Source organism: Paenibacillus sp. UASWS1643, assembly GCF_008693195.1.
Lineage (GTDB): Bacteria > Bacillota > Bacilli > Paenibacillales > Paenibacillaceae > Paenibacillus > Paenibacillus amylolyticus_B.
This window is the reverse complement of sequence record NZ_VXKZ01000102.1, coordinates 1-26885: the sequence shown is the minus strand read 5'-3', so window position 1 is coordinate 26885 and position 26885 is coordinate 1. Positions and strand designations below refer to the sequence as shown.

The 26885-nt window shown below is 45.7% G+C and carries 23 protein-coding genes; 19 read left to right on the top strand and 4 right to left on the bottom strand.

Annotated elements, in window-relative coordinates:
* Positions 1-4: 4 nt before the first annotated feature.
* The 10 genes from FE296_RS09165 (at position 5) to FE296_RS09120 (ending at position 11499) form a co-directional block, all read left to right on the top strand.
* Positions 5-667 carry a response regulator gene (locus FE296_RS09165; protein ID WP_124113718.1) on the top strand — a complete coding sequence of 221 codons (663 nt, stop codon included), beginning with the start codon at positions 5-7 and terminating at the stop codon, positions 665-667.
* Positions 668-815: 148 nt separating this feature from the next.
* Entirely contained in the window at positions 816-2480 is a 1665-nt protein-coding gene (locus FE296_RS09160) for a S1C family serine protease (protein ID WP_150364801.1), read from the top strand.
* A 172-nt stretch (positions 2481-2652) separates the two neighbouring features.
* Entirely contained in the window at positions 2653-3342 is a 690-nt protein-coding gene (locus tag FE296_RS09155; RefSeq protein WP_091014684.1) for a response regulator transcription factor, read from the top strand.
* Position 3343: 1 nt separating this feature from the next.
* A complete protein-coding gene (locus FE296_RS09150) occupies positions 3344-4804 on the top strand; it encodes a sensor histidine kinase (protein WP_124113720.1) in 1461 nt (486 codons plus the stop codon).
* Between the two features lie 67 nt (positions 4805-4871).
* Positions 4872-5825: a 4-hydroxy-3-methylbut-2-enyl diphosphate reductase gene (locus tag FE296_RS09145; protein ID WP_124115489.1), complete on the top strand. Its 954-nt coding sequence runs from the start codon at positions 4872-4874 to the stop codon at positions 5823-5825.
* Positions 5826-6115: 290 nt separating this feature from the next.
* Positions 6116-7180 (top strand): 3-deoxy-7-phosphoheptulonate synthase, encoded by a 1065-nt coding sequence (aroF, locus tag FE296_RS09140; RefSeq protein WP_150364800.1) that lies wholly within the window; start codon positions 6116-6118, stop codon positions 7178-7180.
* Between the two features lie 413 nt (positions 7181-7593).
* Positions 7594-9018, top strand: coding sequence for a type I glutamate--ammonia ligase (gene glnA / locus FE296_RS09135; protein ID WP_074094318.1), 1425 nt, complete (start codon positions 7594-7596; stop codon positions 9016-9018).
* A 362-nt stretch (positions 9019-9380) separates the two neighbouring features.
* Positions 9381-10469: a 3-phosphoserine/phosphohydroxythreonine transaminase gene (serC, locus tag FE296_RS09130; protein WP_150364799.1), complete on the top strand. Its 1089-nt coding sequence runs from the start codon at positions 9381-9383 to the stop codon at positions 10467-10469.
* A 140-nt stretch (positions 10470-10609) separates the two neighbouring features.
* A complete protein-coding gene (trmL, locus tag FE296_RS09125; RefSeq protein ID WP_017689589.1) occupies positions 10610-11077 on the top strand; it encodes a tRNA (uridine(34)/cytosine(34)/5-carboxymethylaminomethyluridine(34)-2'-O)-methyltransferase TrmL in 468 nt (155 codons plus the stop codon).
* A 167-nt stretch (positions 11078-11244) separates the two neighbouring features.
* Positions 11245-11499, top strand: coding sequence for an AbrB/MazE/SpoVT family DNA-binding domain-containing protein (locus FE296_RS09120; RefSeq protein ID WP_036610032.1), 255 nt, complete (start codon positions 11245-11247; stop codon positions 11497-11499).
* A 101-nt stretch (positions 11500-11600) separates the two neighbouring features.
* On the opposite strand, the gene FE296_RS09115 is transcribed toward FE296_RS09120, so the two are convergent.
* Complete coding sequence (locus FE296_RS09115; protein ID WP_150364798.1) at positions 11601-12518, bottom strand: serine hydrolase domain-containing protein; 918 nt, start codon at positions 12516-12518, stop codon at positions 11601-11603.
* A gap of 472 nt (positions 12519-12990) precedes the next feature.
* Here FE296_RS09115 and FE296_RS09110 point away from each other — a divergent pair, with 472 nt between their 5' ends.
* The 6 genes from FE296_RS09110 (at position 12991) to FE296_RS09085 (ending at position 20654) form a co-directional block, all read left to right on the top strand.
* Positions 12991-13755 carry an alpha/beta hydrolase gene (locus FE296_RS09110; RefSeq protein WP_076318319.1) on the top strand — a complete coding sequence of 255 codons (765 nt, stop codon included), beginning with the start codon at positions 12991-12993 and terminating at the stop codon, positions 13753-13755.
* Positions 13756-13766: 11 nt separating this feature from the next.
* Positions 13767-14726, top strand: coding sequence for an ABC transporter permease (locus FE296_RS09105; protein WP_017689585.1), 960 nt, complete (start codon positions 13767-13769; stop codon positions 14724-14726).
* A gap of 18 nt (positions 14727-14744) precedes the next feature.
* Entirely contained in the window at positions 14745-15647 is a 903-nt protein-coding gene (locus tag FE296_RS09100; RefSeq protein ID WP_150364797.1) for a carbohydrate ABC transporter permease, read from the top strand.
* A 53-nt stretch (positions 15648-15700) separates the two neighbouring features.
* Positions 15701-17296: a type 2 periplasmic-binding domain-containing protein gene (locus FE296_RS09095; protein WP_124113724.1), complete on the top strand. Its 1596-nt coding sequence runs from the start codon at positions 15701-15703 to the stop codon at positions 17294-17296.
* A gap of 98 nt (positions 17297-17394) precedes the next feature.
* Entirely contained in the window at positions 17395-19560 is a 2166-nt protein-coding gene (gene bglX, locus FE296_RS09090) for a beta-glucosidase BglX (protein ID WP_124113725.1), read from the top strand.
* A gap of 77 nt (positions 19561-19637) precedes the next feature.
* Complete coding sequence (locus FE296_RS09085; RefSeq protein WP_150364796.1) at positions 19638-20654, top strand: LacI family DNA-binding transcriptional regulator; 1017 nt, start codon at positions 19638-19640, stop codon at positions 20652-20654.
* Between the two features lie 298 nt (positions 20655-20952).
* Here the strand turns inward: FE296_RS09085 and FE296_RS09080 are convergent, their stop codons facing one another.
* Together FE296_RS09080 and FE296_RS09075 are read right to left on the bottom strand one after the other, a co-directional pair.
* Complete coding sequence (locus tag FE296_RS09080) at positions 20953-22017, bottom strand: phosphodiester glycosidase family protein (protein ID WP_124113727.1); 1065 nt, start codon at positions 22015-22017, stop codon at positions 20953-20955.
* Complete coding sequence (locus tag FE296_RS09075; protein ID WP_017689578.1) at positions 22014-22424, bottom strand: uroporphyrinogen-III C-methyltransferase; 411 nt, start codon at positions 22422-22424, stop codon at positions 22014-22016. Before FE296_RS09075 ends, FE296_RS09080 begins: the two co-directional genes overlap by 4 nt.
* 439 nt (positions 22425-22863) lie before the next feature.
* On the opposite strand from FE296_RS09075, the gene FE296_RS09070 reads away from it, so the two are divergent.
* From FE296_RS09070 to FE296_RS09060, 3 genes are all read left to right on the top strand, one after another.
* Entirely contained in the window at positions 22864-23520 is a 657-nt protein-coding gene (locus FE296_RS09070; protein ID WP_017689577.1) for a response regulator transcription factor, read from the top strand.
* A gap of 136 nt (positions 23521-23656) precedes the next feature.
* Complete coding sequence (locus FE296_RS09065; protein ID WP_036610015.1) at positions 23657-24880, top strand: aminotransferase-like domain-containing protein; 1224 nt, start codon at positions 23657-23659, stop codon at positions 24878-24880.
* A gap of 191 nt (positions 24881-25071) precedes the next feature.
* Positions 25072-25698, top strand: a complete 627-nt coding sequence (locus tag FE296_RS09060; RefSeq protein ID WP_053061505.1) for an FMN-dependent NADH-azoreductase — start codon at positions 25072-25074, stop codon at positions 25696-25698.
* A 108-nt stretch (positions 25699-25806) separates the two neighbouring features.
* On the opposite strand, the gene FE296_RS09055 is transcribed toward FE296_RS09060, so the two are convergent.
* Positions 25807-26652 (bottom strand): DUF2161 domain-containing phosphodiesterase, encoded by an 846-nt coding sequence (locus FE296_RS09055; RefSeq protein WP_150364795.1) that lies wholly within the window; start codon positions 26650-26652, stop codon positions 25807-25809.
* Between the last annotated feature and the right edge of the window lie 233 nt (positions 26653-26885).

Below are 26885 nucleotides of genomic sequence, written 5' to 3'. Positions count from 1 at the left end.
CGGAATGAGTGGGAAAGTAAACGTTATGATTGTGGATGACCATGATATGGTGCGCATGGGGTTGAAAACGTATCTGATGCTGGAACCTACTTTTCATGTGATGGGAGAAGCGGGCCACGGGCAGGATGCGCTTGATCAGTTGCGTAAGTTAAATGACAGTGATATGCCGGACCTGATCCTGATGGATCTGATGATGCCGATAATGAATGGCGCTGAAGCAACAAAAGCCATCATGAATGAATTTCCAGGGATGAAAATTGTGATGCTCACCAGTTTCCTGGAGGATGATCTTGTTGTGCAAGCGATTGAAGCGGGTGCGGTAAGTTATGTACTGAAGACAGTCTCTGCTGAAGAACTGATCTATGCTCTGCAAGGGGCCTATAGAGGCATGCCTGTTATGACAGGTGATGTGTCGCAGGCGTTAACCCGGGGAATCAGACAACGTACAGCTAGAGAGAGTGAATCGGGTCTAACTGAACGGGAGAAGGAAGTGTTGCTGCTTATTGCAGAGGGAAAGACCAACAAAGACATTGGAGAAGAATTACATATCAGTATCAAAACCGTCAAAACACATGTGAGCAACCTGCTTATGAAATGTGAGATGGACGATCGTACACAATTGGCCATCTATGCGCATCGTCAGGGTTGGGTGAAAACGAAAGGGTAAAATGCTGTCATGACGGGGAAAAGAGTCTATTCTTACGTGCTTTTATCTCCTTTTTAATTGTTTTTAAGGTACGGTTAAGGTTTAAAGTACAAAATAAGGACAGTTAAAGAATATCTCTTGGGAATAAGAGATTGGGAGGTAGAGAGGCATGGACGAACGCAACTATAGATCGAACCGTCAAGACGAGGAAAACGAAACCAAACAAACGGAGAACCGCAATTCTTCCGGAACGGACGAATCCTCCTATTATTATTCTTATGGACCTTTTCAGTCCGTGAATCAGGAAGATACAGCAAATCACATGGGAAGCAATAATCAGCGTGAAGAAGGAAATGTAGAGATTACAAAACCTGATCCGGTGAGACCCGTACCTACTTACTATAATAGCGAATCATCTGAACAAGCTAAAAGATCATCAGGGGGCGGTGGAAACGGCTCAGGTAACGGTGGAGATCAAGGGAATGGCGGCAAAGGCAACTGGAACTATAATAACCGCAAGCCGCGTTCTTCCGTAAGATCACTTCTATTTTCCTTTATTGCCGGTATGCTGGTCATCACCGTTCTCATGTACACAGCTGACAGAACAAACATGTTCACACCGGAGACGGCCCTTACGAACACGGACAATCAAAGTTCAGGACAGGAAGCGTCCACAAACACAGGCGGAGGCAACAATGTGACAGCGTCGTTACTGCCAACAGGCAAAGAAGATGTTTCTTCCGTCGTGACGAGTACAAGTCCAGCAGTCGTCAAAATCGAAACACTCGCAAAGCAGTCCTCACGTACAGGATTGGGTCAGGGTGGATCAAACACAAGTGATCCGCTTTACCAATACTTCTTTGGTAATGGGGGCGGAACGGAAGGCAATCAAGGCCAAAGCCAGCTACCACAAAGTAGTAATCAGCTTGTACCTATGGGCATTGGTTCCGGGTTCATTTTTGACAAAGAAGGATATATCCTGACGAATCAACACGTTGTTCAGGGTGCAGACGTAATCCAGGTAACCCTGGAGAACAACAGCAAGCCTTATGAAGCTAAACTGCTGGGAAGCAGCTTTGATCTTGATTTGGCTGTATTGAAAATTGAGAAAAACAGTGGTGACGATGCGTTCCCTGTAGCTCCACTGGGTGATTCGAACAGTACTCAAGTCGGTGAATGGCTTGTAGCTATTGGTAACCCGGAAGGATTTGAACACACCGTTACAGCAGGTGTACTGAGTGCCAAAGAACGTACAATCAGTATTCCAGATGAAGAAACAGGAAAAACACGTGAGTACAGCCATTTGCTGCAAACCGATGCTTCGATTAATCCGGGTAACTCCGGTGGTCCGTTGCTTAACCTGAATGGGGAAGTTATCGGAATGAACGTTGCAGTAAGCGCAGATGCGCAGGGAATTGGTTTTGCAATCCCATCGAGCGTCATCTCTGAAGCCGTTAAATATCTCAAAGAGAACAAAGAAGTTCCCAAAGAGCCAGTACCATTTATCGGTGCGTCTCTGATGGCTCTTACGCCTGAAGTTGCTAAACAAATGGGAACGGATGTTACTGAAGGTTCAGTGGTAGCCAGCACGATCTTCCAATCACCGGCTTACCAAGCAGATCTTCGTGCATATGACATCATCACGGGTGCCAACGGTACGCCGTACGCCACAAGTCAGGATCTGATTGATTTTATCAAGAAACAGGAAATCGGCAGTGAAGTTACACTGAATGTGGTGCGTGATGGTAAGAAAATGGATCTGAAAATCAAAATCGGCAACAAAAATGATTTTGATACTTCACAAACCACAGATACACAACAGCAGCAACCATAAATATCAGGTAAGGATTGACGTAACGGAAGGGATTGAAGGCCCTTCCGTTTTTTTGCCCTGATTGAGTAAGGTTACAATGGACCTGTACGGATTGGAGACCGCCTACTTGAAGATGCAGATTGTGCTTCTGCCTGTTACAATGGGATAAAACGTTAGGATAAGGAGAAAGACCATGCGCTCAACTATTTTGATTGTGGATGATGACGAAAAAATTGTATCCATGCTCCGCCGGGGGCTGGCTTTTGAAGGATATGAGGTACAGACGGCTTCCAACGGAGCCGAAGGCCTCAGCAAACTGATGGACAAAGAGCCGGACATCGTTGTGCTGGATGTGATGATGCCGCAGATTGATGGATTTGAGGTATGTCGCAGATTGAGAGAGGCAGGCAGCAAAGTGCCTGTGCTAATGCTGACGGCCAAGGATGAAGTACAGAGCCGGGTGACCGGACTGGACACAGGAGCCGATGACTATCTTGTAAAACCTTTTGCGCTGGAAGAATTATTGGCACGTGTCCGCGCATTGCTGCGCCGCAAGTCTGATAGTGGGGGTACGCCGGACAACCGCTTAATGTATGAAGATATCATTTTGGACAATGACTCACGTGAAGTTTTGCGAGATGGGCAGCGTCTGGAGCTGACTGCCAAAGAATTCGAACTGTTGAATCTGTTCATGCAAAATCCAAGACGGGTACTGTCCCGTGATCTGATTATGGATAAAATCTGGGGTTATGATTACAGCGGTGAGTCTAACGTGCTTGAAGTGTACATTGCCATGCTCAGACAGAAGACCGAAGAATACGGTGGCAAGCGTCTAATTCAGACCATCCGGGGAGCCGGCTATATCCTGAGAGGTGACTCCTGATATGTCCATCCGGTTAAGACTAACCGCATGGTATTCTGGCATTTTGGCGGCTGTTCTTATCTTTTGGGGCGTTGTCATCTATGCCTTTGTGTATTTTAACTCCTACCAGGAAGTCGAACAGCAATTGAAGGTGAAGAGTGCACGGATTACGGAGCAAATTGGTGTTAATCCTCTTTCACAGTCGTTGGATCTGGACCCATTTACAGAGAGCCAGCTTCAGGAGGCTCAAATCTATATTCAACTCTGGGATTATCAGAGCCGTTCGGGCATAATTTCCGGCAATATGAAGAAATTGCAGATTCAGTTTCCGGTATTGAAATCCAATGAAATTCTTGAAAAGCGTGGCATATCCAAGATCTATGTGGATGGGACACCGTTTCTGGTGAATCAGCTTCCGCTTTCTCTTCAGGGTACCAATGAAGTACGTGGGATCCTTCAGGTAGGAGCCAATGTAAGTTCACAGGAGCGCTTGCTGGAAGCGTTGCTTAATATTTTGGTTTTTGGCTGGCTGGTAGCGATGGCATTGGCTATAACCTCAGGCCTTGTGCTGGCCCGCAAGTCGATGCGTCCGCTCGTGAATGTCATTGATGCTGCGAATCAGATCCAATCGGGAGATGACTTAAGTGTACGTATTCAATATGCGGGGCCTAAGGATGAGATTGGTCGTCTGATCGAAACGGTGAATAATATGCTTGAGCGTACAGAATTGTCATTCCGCGGTTTGGAGGAGACAAATGCTGCCCAGCGCCGCTTTGTATCCGATGCATCGCATGAACTGCGTACACCGCTGACCACCATTCGCGGGAACGTAGACTTCCTGAAGAAGCTGTGGGATCAAGAGGGTACCGACCGACCGAATCTGGATGAGGAGACCGTCAAGCAAATGTCGTTGGAAGCCATTGAAGATATGGCGGACGAGGGAAAACGTATGAGCAGGCTGATCAGCGACATGTTATCGCTGGCGAGAGCGGATACGGGGCAGAAAATTGAACTAAATCCGATCCCGCTGCAAATTCTCGTACAGGAAGTGGCACGCAGAGCACAATTTCTGGACCGTGAGGCAGAATGGCTACCAGGAGACTTTGCCATTCTTAATGGTATTTATGTGAACGGTAGCAAGGACTATCTGCAACAGATGTTATTTATTTTCATCGAAAATGCGTTTAAATACACACCTGAAGGCTCTGTGACGCTGGATGCCGTATTATACAAGGGCCAGGTGGGACTACGCATCAGCGACACCGGTATTGGCATGGATCGGGACGAAGTGCCGTTCATCTTTGATCGCTTCTATCGGGCAGATGAATCCCGCGGGGCTACACCGGGCATCGGTCTGGGACTTTCGATTGCGAAGTGGATTATTGAAGAACATCACGGATCGGTTGAGGTTGTGACCAGACGTGGAGAAGGAACCACCTTTATTATCTGGTTGCCGGTTGTCTTTGCTCCGCCTATCGAATAAAGGTATAATAGACAGGACTGCAATTACATCGGCAACGTTGCCGAGAAAGAAAGCGGGTGGCAACCAAGTGGAAGTACTGCGAATTTCGCCGCGGGGATATTGTTACGGCGTTGTGGATGCGATGGTGCTCGCGCGTCAAGCGGCACGCAATCTGGATTTACCACGACCTATTTATATATTGGGTATGATTGTGCATAACCAACATGTGACGGATTCCTTTGAAGATGAAGGTATTATTACATTGGATGGTCCGAACCGGATGGATATTTTAAGCCAAGTGGAGAGTGGCACGATTATTTTCACAGCTCATGGTGTATCTCCTGAAGTGCGCAAGTTGGCACGGGACAAAGGATTGACAACAGTGGATGCAACATGCCCTGATGTCACCAAGACCCATGATCTCATTCGGGAGAAGACGGCAGAAGGTTATCAGATCATCTATATCGGCAAAAAGAATCACCCTGAACCAGAAGGTGCCGTAGGGGTTGCACCAGATCTCGTTCATCTGATCGAGAAGGAAGAAGAGATCGAAGAACTGAACGTACCTCCAGGCAAAATCCTTATTACGAATCAGACAACGATGAGCCAGTGGGATATCAAACACATTATGAGCCGTCTGCTAGAGAAGTTTCCGGGAGCTGAGATTCATAATGAAATTTGCCTCGCAACTCAGGTTCGTCAGGAAGCTGTTGCTGAACAGGCAGGTCAAGCGGACCTGGTTATCGTGGTGGGTGACCCTCGCAGCAATAACTCTAACCGTCTGGCACAAGTGTCGGAGGAGATTGCGGGTGTTACGGCCTACCGTGTATCCGATGTTTCCGAGATTCAGCAAGAATGGCTGAAAGGTGTAAATAAAGTGGCGGTTACTTCGGGTGCATCAACACCAACACCGATTACGAAGGAAGTCATCCTTTACCTGGAGCAGTATGAACATGACAAGCCGGAGACGTGGGAGATCAAACGTACCGTGAACATGAGCAAACTGCTGCCTCCAGTTAGAGAAAAAACACGTACACCTTAGGGCACAGCTAATGTAAAAGTAAGTCTAAGTGTATGTGAATTGCAAACGAGACGTGAATGAGAAGAATCCTGTTACACAGATCCGAATGTCGGAGCCTGTGGAGCAGGGTTCTTCTTGTATATGGATAAGGAATGTGTACCTTGACGCAACAGGAGATCTATGGTATATTCACTTTAACGGATAAAAGCTTAAAAGCGAACAAGCGTTTAAGCGCGACAGAGTTTATATATTTAATCAGACGCACACTAAGAACTTATTGTGCTCTCATACAGGGAAGGATGGGAATTAATATGATCGTTATTGCAGGCAAAGCCACACCGGAGGAACAGATTCAGGATATCGTAGCAGTTATTGAAAAAGAAGGGCTTCAGGTGCATATCTCTCGCGGAGAGGATCGTACTATTATTGGGTTGATTGGCAAAGTTGAACCTAAAATGCAAGAGCATCTTCGCCAAATGAAAGGTGTCGAGAATGTCGTTAAAATCTCGAAGTCCTACAAGTTGGCAAGCCGCGACTTCCATCCGGAAGATACGGTGATCTCCATCAAAGGTGTAGATATCGGCGGAAAAGAACTTGTTGTTATGGGCGGACCATGTGCGGTTGAATCCGCTGCACAGATTGATGAGATTGCCGGGCTTGTGAAAGCTGCTGGTGGGCAAGTGTTACGTGGAGGGGCATTTAAGCCTCGTACGGGTCCTTACAGTTTCCAGGGAACGGGCGTAGAGGGATTGATCATGATGGCGGAAGCAGGCAAGAAACATGATCTGCTGACCATTACAGAAGTCATGACACCTGAGTATGTGGATATTTGCGCCGAATACGCAGATATTCTGCAAGTAGGTACACGTAACATGCAGAACTTTGACCTGCTCCGCAAATTGGGCGAGTGTGGTAAACCGGTATTGTTGAAACGTGGCTTCAGTGCGACATACGATGAGTTGTTGAATGCGGCAGAATACATTCTTGCGGGTGGTAATCCAAATGTCATGCTGTGTGAACGTGGTATTCGTACGTTTGAATCTTACACACGTAATACGCTTGACCTGTCAGCGATCCCTGTTCTGCAGTCTCTGAGCCATTTGCCGGTTATTTCTGACCCGAGCCATGGTACTGGACGACGTGAACTGGTGGAGCCGATGACAAAAGCTTCCGTTGCTGCGGGTGCCAATGGCCTGATCATTGAAATGCATACCGATCCGGATAACTCCATGACAGGAGATGGTGTGCAATCCTTGTTCCCTGATCAATTCGCGAACCTGTTGCAGGATCTGGAGAAATTGGCACCAATCGTGGGTAAATCATTCAGTACAGCTAAACAACCAGCAGCATTCTTCCCGGCACGTGTAGGCGTGTAATAAGAATTTCATAGTCAAGGTCTGGAACATCATCCGGGCATCTCATCTGGTCTCGTTTATTGCGACGGAATCAGATAGATGCTCGGTTTTTTGCATATTTTGCAGTTTTGAACGTATTTATTAATCAATAGTGATAAGAAACATTTATGATGTGAAGTTTTTTCCATGATTTAGGATAAAAAAGGGGTCGCTTTACCGCATTAAACCAGTTAAATGCGTATCAAATTTGTTGTTATGTGAATTTATGTTATTTATAAAATGTGAGTATAGCTAACATACTCGCAAAAAATACCTTACATAAGTATTGACGATGTCAGGTTTTAAAATTTATAATGACGACAGAAAAAAATTCGAATTTAGACATTTTCTTAGTGGGGTTGTTTAATGTTCGGAATATTTGGGAGGACGAATACATGTCGGTTGAAAACGTATTGAAATCAATTCAAGAGAACAACATCGAGTGGGTAGATTTTCGTTTTGTAGATTTAGCTGGTCGTGCACATCACATCTCGTTGCCAGCTTCGGCTGTTGATGCAGACACGTTCGTAAATGGAGTAGCTTTTGACGGTTCTTCTATCCAAGGTTTCCGCGGAATTGAAGAGTCCGATATGGTTATGATGCCAGACCCTGAAGCGACTTATGTCGATCCGTTCACTGCACACCCTACATTGAATGTTATGTGTGATATCTTCACTCCGGATGGCGAGCGTTATGAGCGTGACCCACGTAGCATCGCTGTTAAAGCAGAAGCTTATTTGCAAGAGAGCGGTGTAGGTACAGCGGCATTCTTCGCACCTGAATCCGAGTTCTTCATCTTCGACGATGTACGTTATGAGAGCGGCACGAACAGCTCTTCCTACTACGTAGATTCCGAAGAAGCTTCATGGAACACGAACCGCAAAGAAGAAGGCGGAAACCTGGGCTTCAAAGTACGCACTAAAGGTGGATATGTTCCAGTAGCACCAGTGGATACACAACAAGATATTCGTAGCGAAATGTGTCGCCTTTTGGAAGAAGCGGGCCTGTCGATCGAGCGTCATCACCATGAAGTGGCGACAGCGGGTCAAGCTGAAATCAACTTCCGTTTTGATACACTGAAGAAAACAGCAGATAACCTGCTTGCATACAAATACATCGTGCACAACACTGCACGTCAATATGGTAAAGTAGCAACATTCATGCCAAAACCATTGTTCGGTGATAATGGTAGCGGAATGCACGTTCACCAATCCATCTTTGATGGCGATTCCCCATTGTTCTATGACAAAGCGGGATATGCTAACCTGAGTGAAATGGCTCTGCACTACATCGGAGGTATCCTGTACCATGCTCCGGCACTGATCGCTTTGACTAACCCGAGTACAAACTCGTTCAAACGTCTTGTACCTGGTTACGAAGCACCAGTTAACCTGGTTTACTCCAAAGGTAACCGTTCCGCAGCAGTTCGTATTCCGGTTGCAGCTGTGACACCAAAAGGTTGTCGTATCGAGTTCCGTACACCAGACTCCACAGCTAACCCATACTTGGCATTCTCCGCAATGTTGATGGCTGGTCTGGATGGAATCAAACGCAAAATCAACCCAACTGAGCTTGGATATGGTCCGCTCGACAAAAACATCTATGACCTGTCTGATGCAGATAAAGAAAACATCCGCAGTGTGCCAGCGTCCCTCGAAGAAGCACTGGATGCATTGGCAGCGGATAACGAGTTCTTGACTGAAGGCGGCGTATTCACAAAAGAATTCATTGAAAACTACATCAACCTCAAGCGCGATGAAGCGAAAGCAGTAGCGATCCGCATTCATCCGCACGAGTACAGCCTCTACTTCGACTGCTAATCGGTCGGGGTCGGAACAGAACTTGTTCCAACTTAAAGCCTCCGGGACACATTCTCGGGGGCTTTTCCTTGAATTAAACAATGTAGTGCTTTAACTTTGCAGGGTGATAAAGGAATTTGATGACCTGAATTGAACACTTCAGTGCATATTGCCCTTGAAGCAGATAGAGAATACTGATATCATAGCGATAATATTCACTTTGAGTGCATTTTGCACAAATCCATAGAGCGACTTTCAATAAGTAAGATATAGATCAAAATGATTCAATTTGTCTATATCTTATACCCGTGAGCGATTCTAATCGAATTTTGCAAAATGCCGTTTGTATGACAGAGTTACGGATGGAAAGGGCGGGGGATTTTGTGACAAAAAGAGCGTATAACTTTAATGCAGGACCTGCGGCGTTACCACTTGAGGTACTGGAGCGTGCACAGGCGGAATTTGTAGATTTTCGTAATACAGGCATGTCGATTATGGAGATGTCTCATCGTGGAGCGGTGTATGAGTCTGTACATAATGAAGCTCAGGAGCGGTTGTTGGCGCTTCTAGGCAATCCAAAAGGATACAAGGTTCTCTTTCTGCAGGGCGGTGCAAGCACTCAGTTCGCGATGTTGCCAATGAACCTGCTCGGTGCAGGGCAGACTGCAAGTTACGTGATGACTGGCAGCTGGGCCAAAAAGGCTCTGTCTGAGGCGAAGTTGATGGGCGAGACACATGTTGCTGCATCTTCAGAAGCAGAGAAGTTTATGAAATTGCCGGACGTTTCGAATCTGAGTTTGCCAGAACGTACGGCTTATGTACATCTGACTTCCAACGAAACAATTGAAGGTACGCAATTCAAGTCGTTCCCGGATACCGGTTCAGTACCTCTGATTGCGGACATGTCGAGTGATATTTTCTGTAAACCATTTGATCTTAATCAGTTCGGCATGATCTACGCGGGTGCACAGAAGAACCTGGGTCCATCCGGAATTACGGTTGTAATTGCTCGTGAGGAACTGGTGAGCGAATCGCCTAAAACGATTCCAACCATGCTTCGTTACAGCACACATGTAGATAACAACTCCCTGTACAATACGCCGCCATCCTTCTCGGTATATATGGTGAATGAAGTATTGAAATGGATTGAAGAACAGGGCGGACTGGCTGGTATTGAGCAAAAAAATACGAAAAAAGCGGAATTGCTCTATAACACAATTGACGCTTCCGGCGATTTCTACCGTGGTTGTGTGGAAACGGAAGATCGTTCCCTGATGAATGTAACCTTCCGTCTTGCTTCTGAGGAACTGGAGAAAAAGTTCATCAAGGCATCAGAGGAAGAAGGATTTGTAGGTCTGAAAGGACATCGCAGTGTGGGTGGTCTCCGTGCCTCCATTTATAATGCTGCTCCTTATGAGAGTGTTAAGGCACTGACAGACTTTATGAACCACTTCCAGAAGATAAATGGATAATTAAGTATAGGTACGGTGTAATGGACCTTCGTGTCTAATCCTGTGCCTTACCAGAGCCTTCCACATTGACGTGTGGAGGGCTTTTCTTTAAGATTAGAGGGTTGTCGTCAACATGAAAATGAAAAGGAGATTGAACACATATGGCTTTACACATCGTTCTGGTTGAACCAGAGATTCCGGCGAACACAGGCAATATTTCGCGTACTTGTGCGGCAACCGGTACCCATCTGCATCTCGTACGTCCACTTGGATTTCGAACAGATGATGCTACATTGAAACGTGCAGGGCTGGACTACTGGCATGCTGTTCATATTGAATACCACGACTCATTTGCTGAGGTTCAGGAAAAATATCCGGAAGGTCGTTTCTTCTACGCAACTACGAAGGCCAAGAACCGATACAGTGATTTTAATTTTCAGGATGGAGATTTCCTCGTGTTTGGTAAAGAGACTAAAGGCCTGCCACCTGAATTAATTGCTGCGAATCCCGATACATGCATGAAAATGCCAATGACTGGTGACGTTAGATCATTAAATCTGTCCAATTCGGCAGCAATTATTGTATATGAAGCGTTGCGCCAGCTCAATTTCCCGGGGTTAGAAGGATAAATTGAGATTATAAATGACGGCTAGAATTCGGTAAAAAAACATTTTTCAAAAAAAAGGACAAAAAATGTTTATTTCCAGCAGGATTCGACAAAATCTTGGCGAATCTATAAACATAGTACAAATGTACCTAGAAATTTAGAGTAAGATAGGAGAGGTGTGCCGTAGCTATGAAGCCAGCTGGAGTAGTTCGCAAAGTTGACCAATTAGGTAGGATCGTATTGCCTAAATCTTTGCGTAAAAGGTATCAAATGAATGAGGGAGATCCTGTAGAAATCTTAGTACAAGGGGACCATATTATCTTGGAGAGATATCGTCCAAAATGTATTTTCTGCGGATCCATCGAGGAAGTCAACGAGTTCAAAGAGCGTTACATATGCGCACAATGTTTAGATGAAATGACTCAGCTTCCACAACACGGATAAGAAGTAACGCCATGGGGTTTATGACCCCGTGGCGTTTTTTTGTTTTATTCTCAATCGGACGGCATAAATTGCAATTTGAAAAAAAAGATAAAATAGGTATACTAACGCTGGGTGTAAAGGGGTAAAACCTCATTCCAGACGGCATTCAGGATGCCCTGCATATTTTCTTCCTCACTATTAATACATATGACAGCTTCCTTTGAGGGTATTACGATACACAATTGACCATAGGCTCCATCGGCGCGATAAGCGCCATGAGAACACATCCAGAACTGATACCCGTAACCTTTTCCCCAATCTCCGCCTCCAGTCGTTTCGATCTGCTGGGACGTAGCCTGTCTGATCCAATCGGCAGGTACAAGCTGTGTGCCTTCCCAATGCCCCTCCTGCAGCAGTAACTGTCCAAATCGACTCAATTCCTCATTGCTTATCCAAAGACCTGCACAGCCAAGTGTTACCCCCAATGGAGAGGTTTCCCACTCTACATCATGAATGCCAAGTGGATCAAATAACCGTGGAGTCAGGTAATCTTTCACGGTTTGGCCGGTAGCAGCCTGTAGCATGGCTGAGATCATAAATGTATCCCCACTGCTATATGTAAATTGTACTCCAGGTGCCCGATCCAGAGGCAGCGACAAGTAATATTTCGCCCAGTCCTTTTCGGTCAATGAAGCTCGTTCATCAGCCCAAAGAGGGGGAGAGTCATGGCCCGAAGACATTCGGAGAAGATCACGCAGCTTCAATTCCTGCGGCGATGGGAGATTACGTTGTGCAACGGGTACATGATCATAAGAGAAATAATCACCAAGTGTCGCATCCAGATGTAACAGACTTTCTTCAAGCGCAAGACCAACGGCCATACACATGAAGGATTTACTGATGGAATGTTGTACCCTGCGCTGATCCTTATCCCGGTCCCAATGGGCAAGCAGATGCCCTTTTTGTAATATGCGAATGGAAAAAACATTCAATTGCTGCTCAGTAATCGTATGAATGAAACCTTTGAGTTGCTCAGACATATTAACCTCCCTAATATCAGGTGAAACCTGAGTAAAATCGGTTGGTGAAACGTTTCCGTAATTCGAATGCAAAATCAGAACTCATGTTAGTATAAACCTGGTTTGGTGTCAATTAAAGTTGTAATAGCACTGACTAAATTTTCATTTTTTCGTAATAATAGTGTCTTTCGATGCAAATTTAGACTTAAAAAAGCATTTTTTCGAGAAAAAAACGCGAAATTTGTAAAAAGGTTATTGACAGGATTTACTCATCGGGCTTATGATTTATTCGAAACGATTCGAATAAATCGCTTCCACATAAAAAGTGTTGTAATGAAGTCCATGTGAATCAACGTTGGCTATGTTTTGAAACGATTCGAGAAAATCGTTTCGATAACCCATCGTAATACAAGGGAATCTACAACAGCCTGCAATCCAACGCCAGAGAAACGAATGAGTAAAGACAGCAGGCGATGATGAGAGGGGTTACATTATGGCACATATAACGATCGAAACTGGATCGCCAACCTTATGCATGAACACCAGCATACATGTTGTGTCCAGTGACTCCGGAGAGACTTCAGGCGGTACACTATATCTGTTGCACGGGGCAGGCGATAATGCGAGTACCTGGCAGCGGTTAACCACAATTGAGATGTATGCAGCGCAATATGGCTGTACTATCATTATGCCGGAAGCGAATCGAAGCTATTACACCGATATGGAATACGGCCTGAATTACTTCCACTACATCACTCAGGAGTTACCTGAAATATGCAAGCGTCTGCTCAATCTGAATCCTGATCCGGAGAAAACATACGTCGCCGGTTTATCCATGGGTGGATATGGTGCACTGAAATGTGGACTAACTTATCCAGAGCGATATCGCAAAGTAGTGTCTCTATCCGGCGTAACGGATATCCAGACACGACTTCATGATCCCCATATGCCAGCGACCATGATCAAGGAAATGAAAGCGGTTTTTGGAGAACGTTTACAGGTGAAAGCCGATCAGGATATTTACGCACTGTCGGCCAAGCTGCTGGAACAGGGTGTTCCTTTACCGGATATCCTCAGTTGTTGTGGCGATAGTGACCCCTTCGTAGAGATGAATCGCGACTATGCGAAATACATGCAGGGGACTGCCTTTGATTTTCGGTATGTGGAGACGCCGGGGGCTCATGAATGGAGATTTTGGGAGCACCACCTGAGAACGATGTTTGATTTTCTGTACAACGACAAGACCATAGTAGAGTGAGGAGATGCAATGTGAAACCTGCAGCCGAAGGACCTAGCAAAAAGCTGAAGGGAAACGTGAAGGGCAATTCGCTCTGGACTGAAATCTGGAAGCACCGAATGACATACACCCTGCTTATTCCGGGGCTTGTCTGGCTAATTCTGTTTGCCTACATGCCGATGGGTGGCCTGTCTCTGGCATTCAAAGATTACAAGGCCAACTTGGGCATCTGGGGAAGTCCATGGAGCGGATTCGAGAACTTCAAATATGTTTTCCGTGATCCAACCTTTATCGACGCAGTATGGCGTACGCTGTACATCAATATTCTGAAACTGATTATTCAGTTCCCATTCCCGATCATTCTGGCCCTGTTGCTGAATGAATTGCGGATGCGCAGAGGGAAAAAATTATTCCAAACCGTTCTTACATTCCCACACTTCCTGTCCTGGATCATCGTATCCGGGGTAGTCATCAATGTGCTGGCTTATGACGGACTGGTTAACAGTGCGCTCGGATTACTCGGATTGCCAACGATTAACTTCCTGGGGTCCGAATCCAACTTTGTACCAATGTTGCTGTTGACTGATATTTGGAAATCAAGTGGATGGGGCGCGATTATATTCCTGGCTGCCATTTCCGGTATTGACCAGGATCAGTATGAATCAGCACAGATTGACGGGGCTTCCCGTATGCAACAGATGTTCAAAATTACGTTACCGAACATCCTTCCAACCATCACAATCATGTTTATTCTGTCGGTTGGTGGATTGATGTCTTCCGGGTTTGACCAGATCTTCAACTTGGCAAATGCCGCTACCAAAAATGTATCGGAAGTACTCGATGTATATATCTATCGGATTACGTTCCAGTCATCAACCGATTTCTCATTCTCGACAGCGGTCAGCTTGTTCCGTTCCCTGGTGAATATGGCCTTGCTGCTTCTTGCTGACAGATTTGCCAAGTGGCTTGGCGGAGACGGTTTGTTCCGATAAGAGAGGAGGAAAAATGAGATGAGCAAGAAAGCCAACAAAAAACCGAGAATTGGTACAGAAAAAATGACACTTCTCGATTACATTATTTTTACCGTATTACTCGTGCTTGCCCTGATGATCCTGATTCCGTTCTGGAATGTCATCATGATCTCGTTTGCAACACAAAAAGAATATGCTGACAATCCATTTTTGATGTTCCCTAAACAATGGACATTGGATTCCTACAAGGCATTGTTCGCTGACGGAACGATTCTGTCGGGGTACAAAAATACAATTATATTGCTAGTCATCGGCTTGCCACTCAGCTTGTTCCTGACAACAAGCATGGCATATGGCCTTAGTCGCAACAAATTTCCGTTTAAGAAATTTCTCTTTTTCCTGGTACTGTTCACCATGATCTTTAATGGTGGTATCGTACCGCTGTATCTGATCATGAAATCTCTCCATCTTACAGGTACGCTGTGGTCTGTTATCCTGGCGGGAAGCTTCAGTGCTTTTAACATGATTCTGATGATGAACTACTTCTACACCTTGCCTGAATCACTCATGGAATCGGCGAGACTGGATGGAGCAGGCGAGTGGAGAATTTTGTTCTCCGTTGTTCTTCCGCTGGCTACACCAATTATGGCTACAATCACGTTGTTCTACGGTGTGGCTTACTGGAACAGTTGGTATGATGCGATGATATTCCTTCGAAAAGCGGATCAGTTACCGCTCCAGAATGTACTCCGAAATATTATCGTGACATCTACAACGAATGCATCCAATGCATCCAGTGTGGATGCTGCCCAGGCAAGCAACTTCTCAATGGGCATGAAGATGGCAGCCGTATTTGTCACCATGGTACCAATTATGTGTTTCTTCCCAATGCTGCAAAAACACTTTGCCAAAGGGGTATTAACAGGGGCAATCAAGACCTGATATACGTATAGGATTTTGCAATAAAATTCTACTAAAAAACATGGGGGTAAAACATGAAAACGAACAAAAAGTTGTCAGTAAGAGCTCTCTTTGCCATCACGCTTAGTGTAGTTATGCTGATGGTGACCGCTTGTTCCAGCCAAGGAGCTTCAGGTGGTAACGAAAAAGATGCAGAGGGAAATTACAAAGACAATCTGACCATCTCTGTAGCTAACCTGACAGAAATCAAAAACGGGAACCTGGATAATGACTTCCACAAGTTCTGGACAGACAAATTCAATGTAACTTGGGACTACAACTATATCGATTGGGATTCATGGGGCGAGAAGCTTCGTCTGTGGATCAACTCTGGCGACTTGCCGGATGTAGCGGTATGGAACTACGTACATGGCGATGCCATTAACAGCATTGAACAAGGTTTGTTCTACAAATTCCCGGATGACTGGAAAGAACGCTGGCCTAACGTGGCAGCAGCTTACAATTTGACGGGTCTTGGAGACAAGTTGGAAGAATTGACGGGTGGAACATATGTCCTGCCTAGACCAATCTACTTCGAGAACAAACCAGCTGACCCACTGACGAACCAAATTGGTGTCATTGCGCTTCGTAAAGACTGGGCTGAAGCGGTTGGTTTTGAACTGAAAGATGCTTATACAACAACCGAATTGAATGAATATGCTGCGCTAGTGAAAGAAAAAGATCCAGGCAAAGTGGGTAACAAACTTGTACCACTGTCCTACAATGCGGCAGATGCCATGACAAACATGATTATGCCAAACAGTGTGCATGCCATGACTGACTCTCCGTTCTACAAAGGTGAAGATGGTAAGTTTCACTGGGGACCAGCAGATCCTGAAACGCTGACAGGACTTAAATTGATGCAAAAAGCCTATAAAGATGGACTGCTCAATCCTGAGTTCTACACATGGAAAAACAATGAAGGTCAAAACAACTTCAAAGTAACAGGTACAGCTGCTGTAACAAGTCTGGGCGGACTGGCTTCGTACAGACAAGGTCTGGATTCCGATATGAAAAAAAATCTGGGTGTAGATAGTGATGAACTGGTACACACAGCAATCGTAGTAGGCGATGACGGTAAATACCGTAACATGGAGCAAGCCAACTTCTGGTCGGCATTGATCTTCAATCCGGACATTAGTGACGAAAAATTCGAACGGATCATGGATCTGATCGATTACTCCGCAACAAAAGAAGGACAGTTGCTCATCAACATGGGCTTTGAAGGAAAAGATTGGAAATATGATGAAAACAACGAACTCGTTAGCTTGTTGCCGGAAGGAACGGTATTGGAAGATAAATATCCAGCACGTTTCGAAGGTCTGTATCTGCTTGGTGACGACTTCAGTGTTGTAAACCCTGCAATCAAAAAAGATTACCGTGATAGAGCCGTGAAATTGTTCGAAGAAAAAGCAAAACTCGGTACAGAAGGCAAATCGCTTGCACCATACGATTGGGATGTCAACCTGTACGATTCCAAAGCTAAGAGTCAGGCTTCATTCGACTACCAGAATGAATATGCCAACTTGATCCTCAAAAACGGAGATCTGGAGGCAAACTGGAAAGAATGGGTAAACAGTAAAATGTCCCTGGTTCAACCTTATCTGGATGAGCTAAACGATAAATTCTAGTAATCATTCAGGAATTAATTTTGAACCCGGTGCGCGGTCTCTCCCCGAACGCAGCCGGGTTCTTTATTTCAACAACTTGTAGTGGAGGATACGATAAGATGAATAACGAGCAGTTGTTAGAACTGGTAAAACAGATGACGTTGGAGGAAAAAACAGCTCAGCTTCTTCAGTTGACTGCCAACTTTTATGAAGGAACAAATGTTGAAGGTCAGATCACAGGGCCTATGGAAGAGATGGGAATTACGGAGCAGTCCGTGGATGCCAGTGGGTCCATTTTGGGGTTGTCCGGTGCGCAGGCAATCATTGATGTACAGCAAGCTTATATGAAAAAAAGCCGTTTGGGCATTCCGCTTTTGTTCATGGCTGACGTAGTTCATGGATTCAAAACCATTTTCCCGATTCCATTGGCGATCGGTTGTTCATGGGACACAGAACTGGCGGAGAAAAGTGCTGAAATTGCAGCACGTGAATCAGCTGTATCCGGTTTGCATGTTACCTTTGCACCGATGGTGGATCTGGTTCGTGACCCGCGCTGGGGCCGTGTGATGGAAACGACAGGAGAAGATCCTTATCTGAACAGTTTGTTTGCGGCTGCGTTTGTACGTGGATATCAGGGCGATAGCTTGAAGGATGAGCCAGATCGTCTTGCAGCCTGTGTTAAACACTTTGCGGCATATGGAGCGGCTGAGGGTGGTCGGGATTACAATACGGTGGACATGTCTGAGCGTAACCTGCGTGAGTATTATTTGCCAGCGTACAAGGCAGCATTGGATGCGGGCGTGGAGATGGTTATGACTTCGTTCAATACGGTTGACGGTATTCCGGCAAGTGGCAATGAGAAGTTAATGCGCGGCATTTTGCGTGACGAGTGGGGCTTTGATGGTGTATTAATCTCGGATTGGGCTTCCATTCGCGAGATGATTGCGCATGGTGCTGCGGAAGATGATCGTGAAGCGGCATATCGTGCCATTCGCGCAGGAGTAGATATGGAGATGATGACACCTTGTTATGTGCATCATTTGCCTGAACTGATTGAGAGTGGTGAAGTGGAAGAGAAGCTCATTGATGAAGCCGTTCTGCGAATTCTGCAACTGAAAGAAAAGCTGGGATTGTTTGATAACCCACTTCGTGCAGCTGATCCGGAACGTGAACGTGAGATTGTATTCTCCAAAGAGCACCGTCAGGTATCGTATGAACTGGCAACCAAATCGGCTGTCCTGTTGAAGAATGATGACAGCGTGCTTCCACTTCAACCTGACGCTAATGTAGCCCTCATTGGTCCTTTTGCACAGAGTCCTGATATTCTGGGCTGGTGGTCCTGTGAAGGAGTTAAGGAAGATGCAGTTAAGTTGGGAACAGCTCTGCAAGAACGCCTGACAGGTGGGAAAGTTCAATTTGCTCAAGGCAGTAATGTTCATACGATTACAGCTGAGCAGATTGCTGAAGCCCTGGAAGTGGCAAGCAAAGCAGATCTGATTGTCCTTGCTCTTGGTGAAGACTCCGAGATGAGTGGGGAAGGTGGCTCGCGCACGGATATTCGTCTGCCAGCAGCCCAATTGGAATTGGTTAAACAGCTCAAAGCAGCGGGAAAACCTATTGCCAGCGTTATTTTTAACGGCCGTCCATTGGATCTGCATGGTGTAATCGATGAATCGGATGCTGTTCTTGAAGCCTGGTTCCCAGGTAGTGAAGGCGGGGCAGCGATCGCAGATGTTCTGACAGGTGTAGTGAATCCATCCGCACGTCTGACGATGTCCTTCCCGCAGTCCGTAGGTCAGATTCCGGTCTATTACAACCATTTCAATACAGGTCGTCCACTGAACCCGGAGAAGACGGAAGAACGTTACGTATCCAAATACATTGACAGCCCGAATGAACCTTTGCTTCCGTTCGGTTATGGTCTCTCATACACTTCGTTCTCTTATGGTGATCTAGAAGTGTCAAGTAATGAGATGACTGCCGAAGAGTCCCTGAGCATTCAAGTACGTGTAACGAACACGGGTGAGCGCGCAGGCGTGGAGACCGTTCAGTTGTACGTTCGTGATGTAACGGGTGAAGTCGTTCGTCCTATGCGTGAGCTGAAAGGATATGTGAAGCTTGCACTGGCGCCAGGCGAGAGTGGTACAGCCACGTTTACGTTAAATGAAGAACAGCTTCGTTATCACCATTCCGACTTAAGCCACCGCAGTGATCGGGGCGAGTTCCATATTCTTGTGGGTGCAAACAGTCGGGATACTCAGATGAAATCATTCAGACTTGTTTAATCCGGTGAATGGAAAGAGTAATGTGTCAGGCCTTTTGTTATGGAAGGCCTGATGAACATAACAGGGGAGCGAAGAATGTGGTCAGTATCAAGGATATCGCCAAACAGGCGGGAGTTTCCATCTCTACTGTGTCATATGCGCTGAATGGCAGCAACAAAGTGACCGATGAGACGAGTTCCAAAATTTTGGCCATTGCCAAAGAACTGAACTATGTTCCAAATGCCGCAGCAAGAACACTGAAGAAGAGGGAATCCAAAATTCTAGGAGTATTCTTGACCGATTTTAGAGGAGATGTGTATGGAGACTTGCTGAGTGGCATGAAAGCCGTATGTAATGCTCAAGGCTATGACCTGATCGTGTGCAGTGGAAAACAATCCCATCGCATGCTTCCAGAGAGGATGATTGATGGTGCGATCATTCTGGATCATACGTTTGCAAGTGAGGAACTAATGCAGTATGCCGATCGTGGGCACAAAATCGTTGTATTGGACCGTGAGATGGATCATCCCAACATTAATCAGGTTCTGCTGGATAATAAGGCCGGGGCAACACTTGCGATGGAACATCTTATTGATCAGGGACATAAGAAAATCTACGTGGTGACAGGACCGGAAGGTTCGTTTGACTCTGTGCAGCGGTTAAAGGCTGTGAGACAGGTAGCCGAACGTGAAGCTGATGTGGAATGGATTGAGATCACGGGAGATTTTGAGAAGAGTGGTGGAGAACAAGCAGCAGATCAGATTGTGCAGGTGTATGATGGACCCGCAGCGGTATTCTGCCTTAATGATGAGATGGCTATTGGCTTGTGTGATCGTCTGGCAGACAGTGCACTTGGTGTTGGTCAGGAGATTGATGTCATCGGATTCGACAATATTGAATTGAGCAAATACGTGCAGCCTAGATTGGCAAGCATTGATTATTCCAAACGCAAGTGGGGATCGCTCGCTGCTGAACAATTGATCAAAATTATTGCTGGAGAACCCGTCGATCATGAGCGAATTTATGTGACATTAGTTGAGGGTGGGTCGGTGAGTGGGCCTATTCCGTCTGATTCGGTTATAGCTATGCGGAATGACCAGGCGGTTAGCTATTGATCCCGAATACAGCAAGAGACAAGGCTTAGAAGAATCGAATCATTCTTTTAAGCCTTGTCTCTTGCTATTTCGAGGATGAAGCAATAGAAAAAGCCTCTCCGGAGAGAGGCTTGGCCTTTACAAGCCTTTTGTTTTGTCATTGTTGTAGGATGAAGTGAGAATGCCTGTAATGAAGAGAGTCAATACGATTGCAATAATCCAGAATGTCAGTGAAAATGACATACCCTTCGCACCTCCTGCACAAGCTCATTTTCTTCTATTATAACCATTATAGGTAGAAAAGAAATGCTTCACCCTATTATTTGTAAAATAAAAAGTGTGTGGGGACCGGTCTGAGGCTGCCATCTGAAGGGTTATTCACGACCCGATTATTCAGAATAAGCGATGATGATCCACCTCCATCCAGATTATAGGCGTCGATCACCCCAAGCTTGTACAACCGCCCTTGCAACTCTTCAAGGGTAGCACCGGAACTTCCGCCCTCATTATATCCGTCAACTACAATAATCAATAACTGATCATCCTTATAATTGCCAATGACTGTTCGTGGTGCTCGTTTGGGTGATACTTTCCATTTTTCGGGAATTGCGGTTTTACGTCCATTCTGTAGCAGCACGGGTACAAACGTAGCCCCAAATTGTGGTTGCAGGCGATCCAGTGAGTTTTTGTCGAAGAACTTGCCTCCAACCAGTTTGCCGGCATCGTTAAGTCCTACAAAAAACAGATCTTTGAAACTGGCCTGGAAACCGTTCACGTATTTCCCGTCCATGACGGTTGTGCTAAGTGGATAACGTTTGCCGCCACTGTCAGCAAATCCACCTGCGTTGATTCCGGCAATTGCGCCGTTACGCTTCACGGCCTGCATGGTCGTCTCAGAACGCCCAGGTTCACTGTCTAGAGCCATCTGCATGGCCGTAGGGTCTTTTAGCTTGATCTTCATGGCATAGCCCTTATAGCTGCCAGGATTCACTCTGTACATTTCAATCGTTAGCCGGTCACTGTTTACCCGTTCAAATGGAACGCCAAGCTTGGATGAAATCCGTTTGTTGTAGATCGTTTCCGGACGATCCGCTTGGGCGGAAGCCTTCTGCACAAGTGTAGACATCGTACTTGTTGTTTTATTATAGAGCTGTGTCGTTCTTTTAATAGAAGAAGAAGTCTGGACAGCAGCATCTTTTGCCCCTGCAAGCTCTTGGCTAATTGCTTGGGTCCGGGGTGTAATCGTATCCTCTGACAGTTCGGTAGGCATCAAACCTCCGGGTTCAAGTGGAGGACGAAGCAGCAGCAGGCATAATATCAATCCAACAAAAGGAGCGAGTGCAAGCATAAAAAAACGATTAACCTGTTTGACGGGTGTAATCATTTGAGCAGGTCCATCTTTTTCTGGAGTGTCTCCAGTTGTTTTTTGACTTCGCTCAGCTGGGTATACAGTTTGTTGCTGTTATCCGTTTTGTCACTTGCATTATCCTTGGTGAAAGTCAGCAATTCATTGAAGGATTGAACCTGGCCCTGCAGGTCTTCTACTTCCTTTGATATCGTTGTTAGCTGATTTTCGTAGTCGGTTTTTAGCGCTGCAATCTGCTGCTGATTATGGGCTTGAAGCTGGTTAATCATCTGTTGCTGGAGATGGTTACTATAATAGTAGGTTCCAACGACTCCTAGTGCAATGAGAACAATCCACATTACCAGAAACAGCTTGATTGAAGATCCAGCCTTGCCTTTGGCGCTCCGGGTGTGATGGATGTCAGAGGACGGGGCAGATGGTTTCATATCATCACTCCTGGTCATTAATAGGTACAAAAAAATTTCCAGTCCTCATTCTATCATGCCCCTATTGATTACGCAAAAATGAAATTCTTTACTTAATAGAGCAAAAAGAGATTGCATCGGAAGGAAGTCCTAGGATACAATTTCTTATAGATGCAATAAGTAGGAACTTTGGGCAGGTTTTTCGACTTTTTTAGATAGAAATGCAGGAAATTTATACTATATTTTGACCTTTCCGGGGATGGGAAGATGGACGTCATGGTGTTTTTATAACAAAATACAGTGAAAATAGAGCTTTTTTATCGGCTACCTCCTGTATTTTTCTGTTTTTCGACATAATCCGACCTATGCTTCTTCTATACTCGGACTGTCGCATAGACAATGGAATTATCATGACAGAAGCTAGAAGTTATTTGTCCAATACATAACAGGGGGAACAACAATGAAAAAAGTATGGCAGGTGGTCATCATAGATATCCACCCCACCAGCATGCTCGGTACAAAATTGATTTTGGAAGAGCAGCAAGATCTGACGGTACGTGGCATGACTTCGACCGGAACAGAAGGGCTCGATCTGGTGAATATTCACCAGCCTGATCTGATTCTCATGGATTATCGTCTTCCAGAGGGCCAGGCAGATCAATATATTGCCCAGATGAAGAATCTGTCAGCTCACAGTCACATCATCATTTTGACGGATGAAGACAATGTGAAGCTGTTTCGTCATCTGATGAGTCTTGGTGCAAGTGGCATGTTATCCAAACAGGCTTCCCCTAGCCAGCTGATTCATCTGATCTCTGGGTTACGTGAGGGCCATGTGTCCATTCCATTGTCGTGGTTAAACAGTGCGGAGTGGGCGCAACCTGTGGAGTCTCCGACAGAAGCGCGTGTCATTGAATTAACAGAAACCGAAACTTTTATCATGGAAAGAATTGTTCAGGGTGTAACCTATGATAAAATAGCGAATGAGATCAACGTTAGCAGACGTTCCATTGATAATTACCTGCGTAAAATATACGTGAAGCTGGAAGTAAGCAGTAGAGCACAGGCCATTGAACGTTATGCCTTGCATGCAAGACAAGTGAAGACGGGATCCTGACGAAACAGTTTTGTTCTTCCCATGATCACAACAGTTCTGTATGCATCCGGTCATATTCGATGGTGAGCAGGAATAGGTTGTAGGGCTGTGGACTGCGAGTACAGTTTCGGAATAGGGACGAAAGGGGAACGGATCGATGAAATATTTCTTTGCTTCCCGTACCAACAGGCTTTTGTCATCACCACTGAGGGATATACGTGAGATGTCTGGCAGGGATTATTTCATTTCTCTGGCAGAAGAATTGCCTGCTGAGGAGTTGTTTCCTTTCAAATTGTTGGAAGAAGCAGCCGTGTCTGTCTTTAGTTCAGGCCCCTCCGCATTGCAATATGGAGAGCCAGCAGGCTACACGCCCCTAAGAGAGTGGTTGAACAAAGACTGGAATGCACGCAAAGGCATACGAACGGTACCCGAGCAGATTCTGTTGACCACTGGTACCCAGCAGGCCATTGATCTGGTGATGCGTCTATTGCTTGAGCCAGGAGATTCTGTACTGGTTGAACATCCCACATCTCCAGGCTGTCTTGAGGTATTGGAGATGCAAGGAGCCAAGATTGTGCCCGTAATGGGTGATCGGGACGGCATACTGCCAGACCTTTTGGAGCATCACATGCAGCAGGTTAGACCGAAGCTGCTTTTTGCTGCACCCAGTTTTTCGAATCCGACCGGTGCTTTGTGGAGTATGGAGCGGCGGGAGGCTGTCCTTGAGCTGTGTTCGCGCTATGGTGTACTGCTTGTGGAAGATGATTCTTACGGAGAGCTCCATTTCGATGGTCTTGAGCCAACGGAATTCTATCGTAAATATCCTTCACTTTTTGCCCTGGATACTGCCGATCAGGGTGGACATGTTCTCTACATTGGTTCGTTCAGCAAAACGGTAGCGCCCGCTCTTCGAACCGGATGGGCTGCTGGACATCCTGCGCTGATTCAGGCCATGGCCTCGGTTAAACGAATTGCTGATGGTCAGTCCAGTCCGATGAATCAGCGGCTGTTGTATCAATTGCTTGCCCATTCCCCTTTTCGTTGGAGTGATCACTTATCCATGTTGAATCGGGAGTATAAGACAAGACTCAAACTGATGCTTGAACTGTTGAAAAGACCTGGCTGGAAAGGGTGTCAGTACAACATCCCTGAGGGCGGAATGTATCTGTGGGTACAGTTGCCGGAAGGACTGGATAGTGGCGCTCTGCTTAAGGCGGCTTTACCCAAAGGTGTATCTTTTCTTCCTGGATCACTATGCTCAACAGGTGTACAGGATCAACGTTACATCCGATTGAACTTTAGCCATCCGGGCCGGGATGAATTGCTGCTTGGCATGAACCTGATCAGTGAAGCCATTTCCGAATTTACGGCTCGTAGCTAATTCAGATCAAAAATAGATTTTGTAGCAAAAATTAAAATTGGTTCATGACCAAAGTGATTACGTTATTGCATCCACTAACATTTTTATATATAATATGAATTAATGAGTTGTTGGTTTCTTTATATAAGCTGCAATGGTGGCCGGTTCAGAAAAAGCACTCATATATCTTATCTAACGGGGGAAAATTCAACATGTCTAATATTTTATTTGTTAAAGCAAATGACCGTCCTGCTGATCAAGCAGTCAGCGTTAAATTGTACGATGCATTCTTGAGCGCATACAAAGAGTCCCACCCAGGTGACACAGTTACTGAGTTGGATCTCTACAATACAGATATTCCTTACTATGGCAACACTGTAATTACTGGTGGCTACAAAGCTGCAAACGGCATTGAAGCAACTGCCGAAGAGCAAAAAGCTGCAGCACTGGCTGCACAATTGCAAGATCAATTTTTGGCAGCAGACAAAGTGGTATTTGCATTCCCGCTCTGGAACTTCACTGTTCCGGCTCCATTGGTGAACTACATTTCCTACCTGAGCCAAGCTGGTAAAATGTTTAAATACACAGCTGAAGGCCCTGTAGGTCTCGTAGGCGACAAAAAAGTGGCATTGCTGAATGCTCGTGGTGGCGTATATTCCGTAGAGCCAATGGCATCTGCTGAAATGTCCGTTAAATATGTAACTAACGTATTGAACTTCTGGGGCATTCAAAACCCTGAGCTTGTAATCGTTGAAGGTCACAATGCTTCTCCTGACCGTTCCCAAGATATCGTGGATGCAGGTCTGAAATTGGCTTCCGAAGTAGCAGTAAGCTTCTAATAGCAAACTTCTATATAAAACACATAAAAACACCTGTAGTCTCCACTGGAGATTACAGGTGTTTTTGCATTCTCATTTTTCATATCACTTTCTTTAAGTGATCCCGTATCAGATATGGCCTGTATTTTTCAAGTACTGCTCCGCTGTTTCAGCGATGTGTGCAAGGTCGTCCTTATTTTCACCAGATACAGAATACGTTACATCAAGTTCATTAATGGTTCGTTCAATCATATCATTATCCTCAAGCATGTGTGCATGCTCGGTTAACGCCTGTACTCCCTTAATTGTCAGAATATACTTTCCGCGGGAGAGGCGTTCAAACCAGCCATAATAATTTTTTTGCAGAATCGCTGCTGCAGAACCTACACCTGTCTGTCTGGCAAGGTTGGCCGGAGAGGCTTCTCCGTTTGTTCGTAGAGCGGATGCGACACGTAAAGCCTTCTCACGATATGCTGTGACCAGCTGTCTGCGTGTGCTGCCTCCCGTATTGTAGTCTCCGCTGCGTTCATCGAATTCCTTAAGCAAGCGTTTCCGTCGAACACCGCTCTTGCGGGCAACTTGATTGGCGTTAGTAGGGGGCGTCTGGGCGGAAGGTTCGCACAGTACATCAATCAGGGGGGCTTTGGTTTTGTAAAATGTGACAGTTAGCAGCCCCAGACCAAGTTGTCTGCATAGTGCAGCCAGTTCGCTCCAGCGCTGGTTCACGGCTCCGCGTTTGCTACGGTTGCGCTCGACGGCCAGGTACACGAACGGGCTAAGCTTCAAGCGCTGCATACCCTGTAACAACAGGGAGAGGTTAAATGTTTTTTTCATCTCCACAATGAGTGGTTCGTCCTGGTCCGATCTGACCCCTACGAGGTCACAATGTCTGACTTCCGCTTTGACGTCGAAGCCACGCTGCTCGAAGAAAGCCTTCACAGGCGAATATAATTCGGTTTCGTATTTCACTGCCATCGTCCGTGCTCCTTTCCAGAAGTGCCTGTCTCTGACCATGTGTTGTCCGTTATCCTGAATTTAGAACCCTCATTATATCATATTCGTTCTTTTTTTTCTGAAGGCACAAGATGTCTGATAGAACAGGGGAAAGCCAAAATTCGAAGCGGTTGATTGAAAAAAAGAGGTCAACTTATCCGAATTGCCGCATAGGTATGTAATACACTTTTCACAACAAAACAAGACGTTTGGAC